General features: G+C 61.2%; 17 protein-coding genes and 1 tRNA gene. 17 read left to right on the forward strand and 1 reads right to left on the reverse strand.

The annotated features are described in order from the left end of the window. Window positions 1-11: 11 nt before the first annotated feature. From ACLEJW_RS02690 to ACLEJW_RS02770, 17 genes are all read left to right on the forward strand, one after another. Complete coding sequence (locus ACLEJW_RS02690) at window positions 12-338, forward strand: ribbon-helix-helix domain-containing protein (RefSeq protein ID WP_145185927.1); 327 nt, start codon at window positions 12-14, stop codon at window positions 336-338. 92 nt (window positions 339-430) lie between these two features. Then, complete coding sequence (locus ACLEJW_RS02695) at window positions 431-652, forward strand: FmdB family zinc ribbon protein (RefSeq protein ID WP_145185930.1); 222 nt, start codon at window positions 431-433, stop codon at window positions 650-652. Window positions 653-746: 94 nt separating this feature from the next. Beyond that, entirely contained in the window at window positions 747-2,522 is a 1,776-nt protein-coding gene (aspS, locus tag ACLEJW_RS02700; protein WP_440776946.1) for an aspartate--tRNA ligase, read from the forward strand. 108 nt (window positions 2,523-2,630) lie between these two features. Beyond that, the gene (locus tag ACLEJW_RS02705; protein ID WP_145185936.1) at window positions 2,631-3,377 is read left to right on the forward strand and encodes a YebC/PmpR family DNA-binding transcriptional regulator; all 747 of its coding nucleotides are present in this window, start codon (window positions 2,631-2,633) and stop codon (window positions 3,375-3,377) included. 39 nt (window positions 3,378-3,416) lie between these two features. After that, the gene (ruvC, locus tag ACLEJW_RS02710) at window positions 3,417-3,941 is read left to right on the forward strand and encodes a crossover junction endodeoxyribonuclease RuvC (protein WP_145185939.1); all 525 of its coding nucleotides are present in this window, start codon (window positions 3,417-3,419) and stop codon (window positions 3,939-3,941) included. Between the two features lie 109 nt (window positions 3,942-4,050). Then, window positions 4,051-4,668 carry a Holliday junction branch migration protein RuvA gene (gene ruvA / locus ACLEJW_RS02715; RefSeq protein WP_145185942.1) on the forward strand — a complete coding sequence of 206 codons (618 nt, stop codon included), beginning with the start codon at window positions 4,051-4,053 and terminating at the stop codon, window positions 4,666-4,668. Next, on the forward strand, window positions 4,665-5,711 hold the full coding sequence (gene ruvB / locus ACLEJW_RS02720; protein WP_145185945.1) for a Holliday junction branch migration DNA helicase RuvB: 1,047 nt from the start codon (window positions 4,665-4,667) through the stop codon (window positions 5,709-5,711). The genes ruvA and ruvB overlap by 4 nt, the downstream gene beginning before the upstream one ends. Window positions 5,712-5,836: 125 nt before the next feature. Then, window positions 5,837-6,289 carry a tol-pal system-associated acyl-CoA thioesterase gene (gene ybgC, locus ACLEJW_RS02725; protein WP_145185948.1) on the forward strand — a complete coding sequence of 151 codons (453 nt, stop codon included), beginning with the start codon at window positions 5,837-5,839 and terminating at the stop codon, window positions 6,287-6,289. 2 nt (window positions 6,290-6,291) lie between these two features. Further along, window positions 6,292-6,987, forward strand: coding sequence for a protein TolQ (tolQ, locus tag ACLEJW_RS02730; RefSeq protein WP_010952367.1), 696 nt, complete (start codon window positions 6,292-6,294; stop codon window positions 6,985-6,987). A 14-nt stretch (window positions 6,988-7,001) separates the two neighbouring features. After that, window positions 7,002-7,454 carry a protein TolR gene (gene tolR, locus ACLEJW_RS02735; RefSeq protein WP_008090221.1) on the forward strand — a complete coding sequence of 151 codons (453 nt, stop codon included), beginning with the start codon at window positions 7,002-7,004 and terminating at the stop codon, window positions 7,452-7,454. Continuing rightward, entirely contained in the window at window positions 7,454-8,530 is a 1,077-nt protein-coding gene (gene tolA / locus ACLEJW_RS02740; RefSeq protein WP_313301839.1) for a cell envelope integrity protein TolA, read from the forward strand. The genes tolR and tolA overlap by 1 nt, the downstream gene beginning before the upstream one ends. A gap of 26 nt (window positions 8,531-8,556) precedes the next feature. Further along, window positions 8,557-9,828, forward strand: a complete 1,272-nt coding sequence (gene tolB / locus ACLEJW_RS02745; protein WP_371921239.1) for a Tol-Pal system beta propeller repeat protein TolB — start codon at window positions 8,557-8,559, stop codon at window positions 9,826-9,828. Between the two features lie 54 nt (window positions 9,829-9,882). Further along, the gene (gene pal / locus ACLEJW_RS02750) at window positions 9,883-10,386 is read left to right on the forward strand and encodes a peptidoglycan-associated lipoprotein Pal (RefSeq protein WP_145185957.1); all 504 of its coding nucleotides are present in this window, start codon (window positions 9,883-9,885) and stop codon (window positions 10,384-10,386) included. A 6-nt stretch (window positions 10,387-10,392) separates the two neighbouring features. Beyond that, entirely contained in the window at window positions 10,393-11,208 is an 816-nt protein-coding gene (ybgF, locus tag ACLEJW_RS02755) for a tol-pal system protein YbgF (protein ID WP_313455846.1), read from the forward strand. Window positions 11,209-11,364: 156 nt separating this feature from the next. Then, window positions 11,365-12,012 (forward strand): 7-carboxy-7-deazaguanine synthase QueE, encoded by a 648-nt coding sequence (gene queE, locus ACLEJW_RS02760; RefSeq protein WP_440776947.1) that lies wholly within the window; start codon window positions 11,365-11,367, stop codon window positions 12,010-12,012. Between the two features lie 12 nt (window positions 12,013-12,024). Then, window positions 12,025-12,699: a 7-cyano-7-deazaguanine synthase QueC gene (queC, locus tag ACLEJW_RS02765; RefSeq protein WP_313301830.1), complete on the forward strand. Its 675-nt coding sequence runs from the start codon at window positions 12,025-12,027 to the stop codon at window positions 12,697-12,699. 60 nt (window positions 12,700-12,759) lie between these two features. Continuing rightward, window positions 12,760-12,835: transfer RNA gene (locus ACLEJW_RS02770), tRNA-Lys, on the forward strand. A 97-nt stretch (window positions 12,836-12,932) separates the two neighbouring features. Here ACLEJW_RS02770 and ACLEJW_RS02775 read toward each other — a convergent pair. Then, window positions 12,933-13,649 (reverse strand): CatB-related O-acetyltransferase, encoded by a 717-nt coding sequence (locus tag ACLEJW_RS02775; protein ID WP_313455842.1) that lies wholly within the window; start codon window positions 13,647-13,649, stop codon window positions 12,933-12,935. Window positions 13,650-13,695: the final 46 nt, after the last annotated feature.

Here is a 13,695-nt window from a genome sequence, read left to right on the forward strand (position 1 = left end):
TGAGGTGCGTGATGCAAGCAGTCAAGCGTGCGACGGCGCTGGGGCGCTGGCCTGGCAAGCAATGCATCGACCCGTTTCGGGCCGATTTCGATATGCAGCAGATTCAACCGGTGTCGCGCTCGGTTCGGTTGAACGGTTTTTCCACTTGCCTGCGGCTTGAGGCGGTGTATTGGGGTATCCTCGAGCAAATCGCAGCCGCCAATCGCTGTTCGGTGAGTGCGGTATTGTCCTACGTCGATCGCGAAGTGCACCTGCGCCAGGGCGGGGTGCGCAACTTCAGCGGGCTGATCCGGGTGATCTGTGTCGCCTGGCTGCTCGATCCGCCCGCAGCACGCTGATCGCCCCGTGTGCTGCGCAGTGCTGGTTAACCATATATAATCGCGCTTTTTGCTGCCCAGGCAGCCTGCGTTGTGGTTGACGAGAGACGTTCATGCCCCTTTATGACTACCAATGTGCTTCCTGCGATCACCGGCTGGAGGCATTGCAGAAGATCAGCGCCGCGCCGCTGATCGATTGCCCGGCTTGCCAAGCGCCGGCATTGAAGAAACTGTTGTCGGTCCCAGGCTTTCGCCTCAGCGGCACGGGCTGGTACGAAACCGACTTCAAGACCGGGGCAAAAAAGAACCTGGCAGGCGGCGACAAGGCCGACTGAGTTGAATTGCAGTAGCCGGGTCTTGCAGTATTAGCCCTCTGGGCGGTCAAGGCCTCCATCGAATACACGAATCACGAGAAGCGAAACCACCATCATGATGCGCAGCCATTATTGCGGCCAACTGAACGAGAGCCTGGACGGCCAGGAAGTCACCCTATGCGGCTGGGTCCATCGTCGCCGCGACCACGGCGGGGTGATCTTCCTCGACATCCGTGACCGCGAAGGCATGGCCCAGGTCGTGTTCGATCCCGATCGCGCTGAAACCTTCGCTGCCGCCGACCGCGTGCGCAGCGAGTACGTCGTGCAGATCACCGGCAAGGTTCGCAGGCGTCCGGACGGCGCGGTGAACGCCAACATGGCGTCCGGTGCCATCGAGATCCTCGGCTATCAGCTCAATGTGCTCAACGAAGCGGAAACGCCACCGTTCCCGCTCAACGAATACTCCGACGTCGGCGAGGAAACCCGCCTGCGCTACCGTTTCATCGATCTGCGTCGCCCGGAAATGGCCGACAAGCTGCGCCTGCGCTCGCGCATCACCAGCAGCATCCGCCGCTTCCTCGACGAAAACGGCTTCCTCGACGTGGAAACGCCGATCCTTACCCGTGCCACGCCTGAAGGCGCGCGTGACTACCTAGTGCCAAGCCGCACCCACGCCGGCAGCTTCTTCGCCTTGCCGCAGTCGCCACAGCTGTTCAAGCAGCTGCTGATGGTCGCCGGTTTCGACCGCTACTACCAGATCGCCAAGTGCTTCCGCGACGAAGACCTGCGTGCTGACCGCCAGCCCGAATTCACCCAGATCGACATCGAGACCAGCTTCCTCGACGAAGCCGAGATCATGGGCCTGACCGAAGGCATGATCCGCAAGCTGTTCAAGGAAGTGCTGGACCTGGAATTCGGCGAATTCCCGCACATGACCTTCGAAGAAGCCATGCGCCGTTACGGCTCCGACAAGCCTGACCTGCGCAACCCGCTGGAACTGGTCGACGTTGCCGACCAGCTCAAGGACGTCGACTTCAAGGTCTTTGCCGGCCCGGCCAACGATCCCAAGTGCCGCGTCACCGCGCTGCGCCTGCCAGGCGGCGCCAGCATGCCGCGCAGCAAGATCGACGAGTACACCAAATTCGTCGGTATCTATGGCGCCCGTGGCCTGGCCTACATCAAGGTCAACGAGCGTGCCAAGGGCGTCGAGGGTCTGCAGTCGCCGATCGTCAAGAACATCCCTGAAGCCAACCTCAACACCATCCTTGACCGCGTGGGCGCCGTGGACGGTGACATCGTGTTCTTCGGTGCCGACAAGTTCAAGGTCGTCAGCGAGGCGCTGGGCGCTCTGCGTATCCGCCTGGGTCACGACTTCGAGCTGCTGACCTGCGAGTGGGCACCGATGTGGGTCGTCGACTTCCCGATGTTCGAAGAAAGCGAAGACGGCAGTTTCAGCGCGCTGCACCACCCGTTCACCGCACCCAAGTGCACGCCGCAGGAGCTTGAGGCCAGCCCGGCCACTGCCCTGTCGCGCGCTTACGACATGGTGCTCAACGGTACCGAACTCGGTGGTGGCTCGATCCGTATCCACCGCAAAGAGATGCAGCAAGCAGTATTCCGTCTGCTGGGCATCGAGGCAGAGGAACAGGAAGAGAAATTCGGCTTCCTGCTCGACGCCCTGAAGTTCGGTGCGCCACCGCACGGTGGTCTGGCCTTCGGCCTGGACCGTCTGGTCATGTTGATGACCGGCGCCCAGTCGATCCGCGAAGTGATCGCCTTCCCGAAAACCCAGAGCGCTGCCGACGTGATGACCCAGGCCCCAGGTCAGGTCGACGCCAAGGCCCTGCGCGAGCTGCACATCCGACTGCGCGAGCAGACCAAGGTCGAGTAATCGGCTGCGGGCGCATCCGCCGGGTGCGTCTCGGCGCTACGGCGCAGTCTTCCCACGTTCCGCCCTTCGGGGCGGAACCTGTTTCTGTTGCAAGAATTTGGAGTCGTTATGGCTGGTCATTCCAAGTGGGCGAACATCAAGCACCGCAAAGAGCGCCAGGATGCCAAGAGAGGCAAGATCTTCACCAAGTGGATCCGTGAACTGACCGTCGCCGCCAAGCAGGGCGGCGCCGATCCTGCCTCCAACCCGCGGCTGCGCCTGGCGCTGGACAAGGCCCTGGGCGCCAACATGAGCCGCGACATCATCGACCGCGCCGTGGCCCGGGGCGCGGGGACCAACGAGAGCGACAACGTCGAGGAGCTCAGCTACGAAGGCTACGGTCCGGGGGGCGTAGCGATCATGGTCGAAGCCATGACCGATAACCGCAACCGTACTGCCGCCGCCGTGCGTCATGCCTTCTCCAAATGCGGTGGTAATCTGGGTACCGATGGCTCGGTTGCCTACCTGTTCGAGCGCAAGGGTCAGATCAGTTTTGCCCCAGGCGTCGACGAAGATGCGCTGATGGAAGCTGCGATGGAGGCCGATGCCGACGACGTGGTGGGCAACGACGATGGCTCGTTCGAGGTGTTCACCTCGTTCAACAGCTTTTATGCCGTGCGCAATGCGCTGGAGGAGGCAGGTTTCAAGGCCGCCGACGCAGAGATCGTCATGCAGCCGACCACCAGTGCCGAGCTTGATCAGGACGGTGCTGAAAAGGTGCTCAAGCTGATCGACATGCTGGAAGACCTGGACGATGTGCAAAACGTCTACTCCAATGCTCAGATCAGCGACGAAATCATGGAACAACTCGGCTAAGGTCGCTCCAGGCCAGTGCTTATTGAATAAACAGGCCTTATGACTCTGATTCTTGGTATCGACCCCGGCTCGCGCATCACCGGCTACGGCGTTGTTCGCCAATCCGCCCGCGGCTGCGAGTACGTGGCGTCGGGTTGCATCCGCACCGGCAGCGGCGAGCTGCACGAACGCCTGCAGATCGTCTTTCGCGGGGTTGCAGAAATAATCGCCCAGCATGGCCCGGTCACCATGGGTATCGAGCGGGTGTTCATGGCGCGCAACGCCGATTCTGCGCTCAAGCTTGGCCAGGCGCGCGGGGCGGCCATCGTCGCCGCTGCCGAGGCGGGGCTCGAGATCGCCGAATACAGTGCCAGCCAGGTCAAGCAGGCCGTTGCAGGCAGTGGTGGAGCCAATAAGGAACAGGTCATGCTGATGGTCATGCACTTGCTCAAGTTGACCCAGAAGCCCCAGATCGATGCTTCCGATGCCCTGGCCATCGCCCTGTGCCATGCCCATACCCGCTCCAGTCTGGTGCCCCATGGCTTGTCCACGGCGCGGCGGCGCGGCGGGCGCTTGCGTCTTTGAGCGCTTCATGCGCTGATACATATTTTGTCCGGGGGAACCGTTCACCGGGCGCATTTGCTGATAGGGTTGAGCGGTCTTCGACCGGCTCCCCGAGAGGAAGGAACGGAACGTGATTGGACGTTTGCGCGGCACCCTGGCGGAAAAACAGCCGCCGCACCTGATTATCGATGTCAACGGCGTCGGCTATGAGCTGGAAGTGCCGATGACCACGCTGTATCGGCTGCCGAAAGTCGGTGAGCCGGTGACGGTGCATACCCATCTGGTGGTGCGCGAAGATGCCCATCTGCTGTACGGCTTCGCCGAAAAACGCGAGCGTGAGCTGTTTCGCGAGCTGATCCGGCTCAATGGCGTGGGGCCGAAACTGGCGCTGGCGCTGATGTCGGGCCTTGAGGTCGACGAACTGGTGCGTTGCGTACAGGCCCAGGACACTTCTGCGCTGGTGCGAGTGCCAGGCGTGGGCAAGAAGACTGCCGAGCGTCTGCTGGTCGAGCTCAAAGACCGCTTCAAGGCCTGGGAAACGTCTCCTGCGATGTTCACGCTCGTGTCCGACGGCCCGCTGCCGGCGGCCAGCGAATCCACGGCCGAGGCCGACGCGGTCAGCGCCCTGGTCTCGCTAGGCTACAAGCCGCAAGAGGCCAGCAAGGCCATCGCCGCGATCAAGGACAAGGCCGGCCTGAGCAGCGAAGAGCTGATTCGCCGCAGCCTTAAAGGGATGATTTCCAAGTGATCGAAGCCGACCGCCTGATCGCCGCCAGCGGCCGCGACCGCGAAGAAGTGCAAGACCGCGCGATCCGCCCGCTGCGCCTTGACGAATACATTGGTCAGCCGGTGGTGCGCGAACAGATGGCGCTGTTCATCCAGGCTGCGCGAGGGCGTGGCGAGTCGCTCGACCATACGCTGATCTTCGGGCCGCCGGGCCTGGGCAAGACCACCTTGGCCAACATCATCGCCCAGGAAATGGGCGTGTCGGTCAAGAGTACCTCAGGGCCGATCCTCGAGCGTCCGGGCGATCTGGCCGCGATGCTGACCAACCTCGAGCCGCACGACGTGCTGTTCATCGATGAGATCCATCGCCTGTCACCGGTCGTCGAAGAGGTACTCTACCCGGCGATGGAAGACTTCCAGCTCGACATCATGATCGGCGAAGGCCCCGCTGCGCGCTCGATCAAGCTCGATCTGCCGCCATTCACCCTGGTCGGTGCCACCACGCGTGCCGGCATGCTTACCAATCCACTGCGCGACCGCTTCGGTATCGTGCAGCGCCTGGAGTTCTACAGCGACAAGGACCTGGCCACCATCGTCAGCCGCTCGGCCAACATCCTCGGCCTTGCCATCGAGGACCAGGGTGCCTACGAAATCGCCCGCCGCGCCCGCGGCACGCCACGCATCGCCAACCGGCTGCTGCGCCGCGTACGCGACTACGCCGAGGTGCGCGGCAAGGGCCAGATCACCAAGGCCGTGGCGGACATGGCGCTGAACCTGCTGGACGTCGACGAGCGCGGCTTCGATCACTCCGACCGGCGCCTGCTGCTGACCATGATCGAGAAGTTCGACGGTGGTCCGGTCGGTGTCGACAACCTGGCCGCAGCCATCAGCGAAGAGCGTCACACCATCGAGGACGTCCTCGAGCCGTACCTGATTCAACAGGGCTACATCATGCGTACGCCTCGCGGGCGTGTGGTCACCCGTCACGCCTACCTGCATTTCGGCCTCAACGTGCCGGGGAGCCTGGGCGGCGCTAGCGAATTTTCCGATCCAGGCGATGAATGACAGATCGAAATGGGCTTTTCGTGGTCCTACCGCTGGCATGCAGACAGTGCGCTGGCATAACGGCATTAATGTAGCAAAAACAGTTGCCGAGGCGGATTGGCAAGCTGAGGAGTAAGCACTAGAGTATGCGCGCGCAAAATGCCCTGGAACCGTTTGCACACCGTTGTCGCGTCTATTACGAAGATACCGATGCTGGCGGCGTGGTGTACTACGTCAATTACTTGAAATTCATGGAGCGCGCGCGTACCGAACGCTTGCGGCACCTGGGCTTTTCCCAGTCGCAACTGGCCGAGGACAACCTGCTGTTCGTGGTCCATTCCAGCGAGGCGCGCTACCACGCGCCGGCCCGCCTGGACGACGCGCTGCGGGTCACCGCGCACGTAATTGAACTCAATCGCGCCAGCCTGCGCTTCGTGCAGCAGGTCTGGCGAGAACAGGATGACACGCTGCTCTGCGAAGGGCAGTTTCTGGTGGCTGCCGTGCGCGCCGATACTTTCAAACCCCGAGCCATACCTCCCCAGCTGCGCGACGCCTTTGCGGCAGACGGCTCGGGTACTCAATCGATTGCAGGAGAATAAGCGTGGAAGCTAACGTCGTCGACCATACCTCCATGTGGAGTCTGGTCAGCAATGCCAGCGTGGTGGTGCAGCTGGTTATGCTGACCCTGGTGGCCGCCTCGGTCACTTCATGGATCATGATTTTTCAGCGCAGCACCATGCTGCGCGCCGGTCGTCGTGCGCTGGATGCCTTCGAGGAACGCTTCTGGTCGGGTATCGACCTGTCCAAGCTGTACCGTCAGGCAGGCAGCAACCCAGACCCGGACTCCGGGGTAGAGCAGGTATTCCGCGCAGGTTTCAAGGAATTCTCGCGTCTGCGTCAGCAGCCGGGCGTGGATCCCGATGCGGTAATGGAAGGCGTAGGTCGGGCCATGCGCGTGGCCATCTCGCGTGAAGAAGAAAAACTCGAGCAGAGCCTGCCGTTCCTGGCTACCGTGGGTTCGACCAGCCCCTACATCGGCCTGTTCGGTACCGTGTGGGGCATCATGAACTCCTTCCGTGGCCTGGCCAGCGCCCAGCAAGCGACCCTGGCCACCGTGGCCCCCGGCATCGCCGAGGCGCTGATCGCCACCGCGATCGGCCTGTTCGCGGCCATCCCCGCAGTCATCGCCTACAACCGGTTCGCCGCGCGCAGCGAAGTACTGATCGGTCGTTACTACACCTTCGCCGACGAGTTCCAGGCGATCCTGCACCGCAAAGTGCACACCAGCGAAGAGTAATCAGGTACAAGCCCATGGCCCGAGTTCGCCACAAACGCAAGCCCGTCGCCGAGATGAACGTGGTGCCCTACATCGACGTGATGCTGGTGCTGCTGGTCATCTTCATGGTGACCGCGCCGATGCTCAACCAGGGCGTCAAGGTCGACCTGCCCAAGGTTTCCAGCGAAGCCCTGCCGCAGGACAACAACGTCCAGATCCTCACCATTTCGATCAAGGCCGACAAGACCTACTACTGGAACCTTGGCAGTGAAGTCGACACCGACAAGCAGATGGACAAGGCCATGACCTTGCCCGACATGACCAGCGCGGTGACCAAGATCATTGCTGCCGGTCGTGACCAGGGCAAACAGACCCAGGTCTTCATTCGTGGCGACAAGGCTGTCGACTACGGCGCCGTGATGGGCGCCATGGGCGGGTTGCAGAAGGCCGGTGTCGGTAACGTTGGCCTGATCACCGAGGCGCCCTGATGCAACAGCGAGAGCCATCTGCCTCGGAAAGCTACTTCTGGCCCAGTGTCTGGGCCATTGGCCTGCATGTGCTGGTCTTTGCCATGCTGTTCGTCAGCTTTGCCATGACGCCTGAACTGCCGCCTTCCAAGCCGATCGTTCAGGCTACGTTGTATCAGCTGAAGTCCAAGAGTCAGGCGACGACCCAGACCAACCAGAAGATTGCCGGGGAAGCGAAGAAAACCGCCGCGCGCCAGACCGAAGTCGAACAGCTGGAACAGAAGAAAGTCGAACAGGAGGCCATCAAGGCCGCGGAACAAAAGAAAGCCGACGCCGCTCAAAAGGCCGAACAGGCACGCGAAGCTGCCGAGGCGAAAAAGGCCGAGGAAGCTGCCAAGGCTGCTGAAGCGAAGAAGGCCGCCGAGTCCAAGAAGGCCGAGGAGGCGAAGAAGGCTGCCGAGAAACAGCAGGCCGACATCGCCAAGAAGAAGGCCGAGGAAGAGGCCAAGAAGCAGGCCGAGGAAGAAGCCAAGAAACAGGCAGCCGAAGAGGCCAAGAAAAAGGCCGCTGAAGACGCCAAGAAAAAAGCAGCCGAGGACGCCAAGAAGAAAGCGGCGGCCGAGGAGGCGAAGAAGAAGGCAGCTGAAGAGGCGAAGAAAAAGGCCGCTGCAGATGCCCAGAAGAAAAAGGCGCAGGAAGCTGCACGCAAGTCGGCCGAAGACAAGAAAGCCCAGGCCTTGGCCGAGCTCTTGTCTGACTCCACCGAGCGCCAGCAGGCGCTGGCTGACGAGCAGGGCGACCAGGTGGCCGGCGATTTCGACGACCTGATCCGTATGCGCGCAGCCGAAGGTTGGGCCCGTCCGCCGTCTGCACGTAAAGGCATGACAGTGACGTTGCAGGTGAACATGTTGCCCGACGGCACTATCACCGGTGTTACCGTCACCCGCTCCAGCGGCGACGGTCCGTTTGACAATTCGGCCGTTGCGGCGGTGAAGAACATCGGTCGTCTGACCGAGATGCAGGGTATGAAGCCGAGCGATTTCAACCGATATCGTTCGTTCAAGATGACATTTACACCTGAGGATCTAGCGTTGTGATTAAACTCCTTCGAGGAATGCTGGTCATGCTCTGCTGCGTGGCTGGCATGGCCATGGCAGAGGAAAAGAACATCCTGGTCACCAGCGGCAGCGATCGGGCCACGCCCATCGCCGTAGTGCCGTTCGGTCTGCAGGGTGGCAGCGTGCTGCCGGAAGACATGGCCGACATCATCGGCAACGATCTGCGCAACTCGGGCTACTACTCGCCGATTCCGCGGCAGAACATGATCAGCCAGCCCAGCCAGGGCAGCGAAGTCATCTTCCGCGACTGGAAAGCTTTGGGTGCGCAGTACGTCATGGTCGGCAGCATCGTGCCGTCCGGTGGACGTCTTCAGGTGCAGTACGCCCTGTTCAACGTCGCCACCGAGCAGCAAGTACTGACCGGCAGCGTCGCGGGCAGCGTCGATCAACTGCGCGACATGTCGCACTACATCGCCGACCAGTCGTTCGAAAAGCTCACCGGGATCAAAGGCGCGTTCTCCACGCGCATGCTGTACGTGACCGCCGAACGCTTCTCGACCAACAATACCCGTTACACGCTGCAGCGTTCGGATTATGACGGCGCGCGTGCGGTGACCCTGTTGCAGTCGCGCGAGCCGATCCTGTCGCCCCGCTTCGCACCCGACGGCAAGCGCATCGCCTATGTGTCGTTCGAGCAGAAGCGTCCACGTATCTTCATCCAGCACATCGATACCGGTCGCCGTGAGCAGGTGACCAACTTCGAAGGCCTGAACGGTGCACCAGCCTGGTCGCCGGATGGCTCGCGTCTGGCATTCGTGCTGTCCAAGGATGGCAATCCGGACATCTATGTCATGAACGTCGCCTCGCGCCAGATCAGCCGGGTTACCGCAGGCCCTGGCATCAACACCGAGCCGTTCTGGGGCAAGGATGGCAACACCCTGTACTTCACCTCCGACCGTGGCGGCAAGCCGCAAATCTACAAGCAGTCGGTCAGCGGTGGCAGCGCCGAGCGTGTGACATTCGTGGGTAACTACAATGCCAACCCGAAACTTTCGGCGGACGAAAAGACCCTGGTAATGATTCATCGTCAGCAGGGCTTCACCAACTTCAAAGTGGCGGCGCAAGACTTGCAGCGCGGAAGTGTAAAGATTCTCTCGGAAACAAGTCTTGATGAGTCGCCCACTGTTGCGCCCAACGGCACCATGCTAATCTACGCCACCCGCCAGCAGGGCCGGGGAGTCTTGATGCTCGTGTCGCTTAACGGCCGTGTGAGGCTCCCACTTCCTACCGCTCAAGGCGAAGTCAGAGAACCGTCCTGGTCCCCTTACCTGAACTGATTGCGGCGTAACACGTTTTGCTTAACACACTGGGGTTTCATTAGGAGTTTCACGATGGAAATGCTGAAGTTTGGTAAATTTGCTGCGCTGGCTCTGGCCATGGCCGTAGCTGTAGGTTGCTCCTCCAAAGGCGGTGACAACGCTGGTGAAGGCGCTGTCGATCCTAACGCTGGCTACGGTGCCAACGCTAACACTGGCGCTGTCGACGGCTCCCTGAGCGAAGAAGCCGCCCTGCGCGCAATCACCACCTTCTACTTCGAATACGACAGCTCGGACCTGAAGCCAGAAGCCATGCGCGCTCTGGACGTTCACGCCAAGGACCTGAAAGCCAACGGCAACCGTGTTGTTCTGGAAGGTAACACCGACGAGCGCGGCACCCGCGAGTACAACATGGCTCTGGGTGAGCGTCGTGCGAAAGCCGTTCAGCGCTACCTGGTTCTGCAGGGCGTTTCCCCTGCTCAGCTGGAACTGGTCTCCTACGGCGAAGAGCGTCCAGTTGCCACCGGCAACGACGAGCAGTCCTGGGCTCAGAACCGTCGCGTAGAACTGCGTAAGTAAGTTCCTATGCGTATGTGCCGTCGTGCTGTAACCGTCCTCGCACTCAGCCTGCCGCTTTCGGCGTGGGCTGCGGTTCCTGTAGTTGATGACAACGGGGGTGCCTATGCACCTTCCGGTTATGGCACGAGCGGCGCCTATGCCGGCGCAGGGGCATCGACCCCTGCCTCGGCACAGGGCCAGCTGTTCATGCAACTGCAACAGATGCAGGATCAAATCTCCCGCCAGCAAGGCATCATCGAAGAGCTGCAAAACGATGTGTCGCGCATGAAGCAGGAAAACCTGGAGCGTTACCAGGACCTTGATCGCCGCATCAACAGTGCCGCCGCGCCTGGCGCGTCGCCTGACAATTCCTCAGCCGGTGGTGCAGCCAATGCCACTGCCGGTGCCGCAGCAGGTGCCGCTGGCGCTGCTGCACAACAACCGGCCGCCAGTAGCGAGCCGGGTGATCCGGCGAAAGAAAAGCTCTACTACGATGCCGCTTTCGACCTGATCAAGCAGAAAGACTTCGATAAGGCCAGCCAGGCATTCACTGCCTTCCTGCGCAAGTACCCTAATAGCCAGTATGCCGGTAATGCTCAATACTGGTTGGGTGAGGTGAACTTGGCCAAGGGTGACTTGCCCGCTGCCAGCCAGGCTTTTGCCCAGGTCAGCCAGAAATATCCGAAGCACAGCAAGGTGCCGGATTCGCTCTACAAGCTGGCTGATGTCGAGCGCCGCATGGGCCATACCGACAAGGTCAAGGGCATTTTGCAGCAAGTCATCACCCAGTATCCTGGCACCTCCGCAGCGCAACTCGCGCAGCGTGATCTGCAGAAGCTTTAAGCTGCACGCGTACGAAAAACCCGCGCCAGTCGCGGGTTTTTTCGTTACAATCGCTGCCCTTTTACAAATACGCTGTAGCGGATAACGCCATGTCGAGTCCGCGACAGTGCCTGACGGAGGCGGACAGCCTGTTTAGCTGTCACGCCCGTGGCGAGCATGCAAGACACATTACGCATCACCGAAGTCTTTTACTCTTTGCAGGGTGAAACACGAACGGCTGGGCTGCCCACGGTTTTCGTGCGCCTGACCGGTTGTCCCCTGCGCTGCCAATACTGCGACAGTGCCTACGCCTTTACCGGCGGCACCCTGCGTACCCTGGATTCACTGCTTGAGCAGGTAGCCGGCTTCAAGCCGCGTTATGTCTGCGTGACGGGCGGCGAGCCGTTGGCCCAGCCCAACGCGGTGCCGCTGTTGCAGCGCCTGTGCGATGCCGGCTACGAAGTGTCGCTGGAAACCAGCGGAGCGCTCGACATTTCCACCACCGACCCGCGCGTCAGTCGCGTGCTGGACCTCAAAACCCCAGGCTCGGAAGAATCGCACCGTAACCGCTATGAGAACATCGAGCTGCTGACCCGTAACGATCAGGTCAAGTTCGTCATTTGTTCCCGTGAAGACTACGACTGGGCGGTGTCCAAGTTGATCCAGTACAACCTGGCCGAGCGGGCTGGCGAAGTTCTTTTTTCGCCCAGCCATCACCAGGTGAGTGCCAGCGACCTGGCCGACTGGATCGTTGCCGACAACCTGCCCGTACGCTTTCAGATGCAGCTGCACAAGCTGCTGTGGAACGACGAACCTGGACGCTGAGGAGCACACAACATGACTGATAAACGTGCGGTAATTCTGCTTTCTGGCGGGCTCGACTCCGCGACCGTGGTGGCGATGGCCAAGGCCGAAGGCTACAGCTGCTACACCATGAGTTTCGACTACGGCCAGCGCCACCGCGCCGAGCTGAACGCAGCGGCACGCGTTGCCCGCGATCTGGGCGTGGTCGAGCACAAGGTCATTGGCCTGAACCTCGACGGTATTGGCGGCTCGGCGTTGACCGACACCAGCATCGATGTACCGGAAACCCCCGGTGAGGGCATTCCCGTCACCTACGTGCCGGCCCGTAACACGGTATTCCTGGCGCTGGCCCTGGGCTGGGCCGAGGTGATCGAGGCCCGTGACATTTTCATTGGCGTCAATGCCGTGGATTACTCCGGTTACCCGGATTGCCGCCCCGAGTTCGTCGAAGCGTTCGAGCGCATGGCCAATCTCGCGACCAAGGCGGGCGTAGAAGGACAGGGCTTTCGCATTCAGGCGCCATTGCAGAACATGAGCAAGGCGCAGATCGTTCAAGCGGGCATGTCCCGGGGCGTTGACTACAGCCTGACCGTTTCGTGCTACCAGGCCGACGATGACGGTCGCGCCTGCGGTAAATGCGACAGCTGCCGCCTGCGTGCTGACGGTTTCAACGCGGCTGGCGTTGCCGACCCGACCCGTTACGCTTGAAAAAAACCTGATGGAGTGTTGATTTCTCGTTAGAAATCAGTATTATACGCGCCATCCAGCGGGTCGTTAGCTCAGTTGGTAGAGCAGTTGGCTTTTAACCAATTGGTCGTAGGTTCGAATCCTACACGACCCACCATACCTTCAAGCGGTTGCCAGCTCAGCGCAGGCAGCCGCTCAACGAAAAAGCCCGCCTATCAGCGGGCTTTTTCGTATCTGCTCGAACAGCTGCCCGGCTAAAGCGCTTGGCGCGTCTCGCGCATCCAGCTGGCTGCACGCTTGTGCACTTTGAGCTGCGGATACACCGCTTGAGGTGTGTGCTGATGGCTTTCGATGAGTTGCACAAAGGCTTCAGGCTCGTTGAGCGGTAGGCTTCTCAGGAAATCGCAGTCAAGGTTCCACCATTGGCTGTCCAGCAGGCGCTGGATGATCTCGGCGCTGTGGCGGTACCTGATGATCTTCGCCGGGTTTCCGCCGACGATCGCATAAGGCGGTACATCCCGCGTCACCAGCGCCCGCGTGGCGATAATGGCGCCTGTGCCCACGGTCACGCCTTCGAGCACGGTCGCCCCATGACCCATCCACACATCGTGGCCGACGCTGGCCCAGCTGACCGGTGGTGTGTAGGACAAAGGTCCATTTTCGTACTGAAAGGGGTGCGTGCTGACCCAGCTGGTGGGATGCGTATGTTTTTCCTGGCCCACCGTGCAGTCCGAGCCAATCGAGCAGAAGCGCCCAATCTTGGCGACCACCGAGAGTGTCGCCCCGCTTCTGATGTAGGTATGTGCACCAATGGAAAGAGAGGGCGACTCGATCCGAATGTGCCCAAGGCTGACGCCCTGTTCGACCGTGACGCTGGCTCGGGAGCTGAAGGTTTCACGCCCGCCCGCTGCCTTGCCGCCCAATTGGCGAAAAGCGTTCTTGAACTGCCTTTCCTTGAATACTGTGAACATGTGGTTGTCCGTCTCCCGAATACCGGCGCTATGTTAGCAGGCCTGC

The organism is Pseudomonas sp. SMSB3 (assembly GCF_052041965.1).
GTDB lineage: Bacteria > Pseudomonadota > Gammaproteobacteria > Pseudomonadales > Pseudomonadaceae > Aquipseudomonas.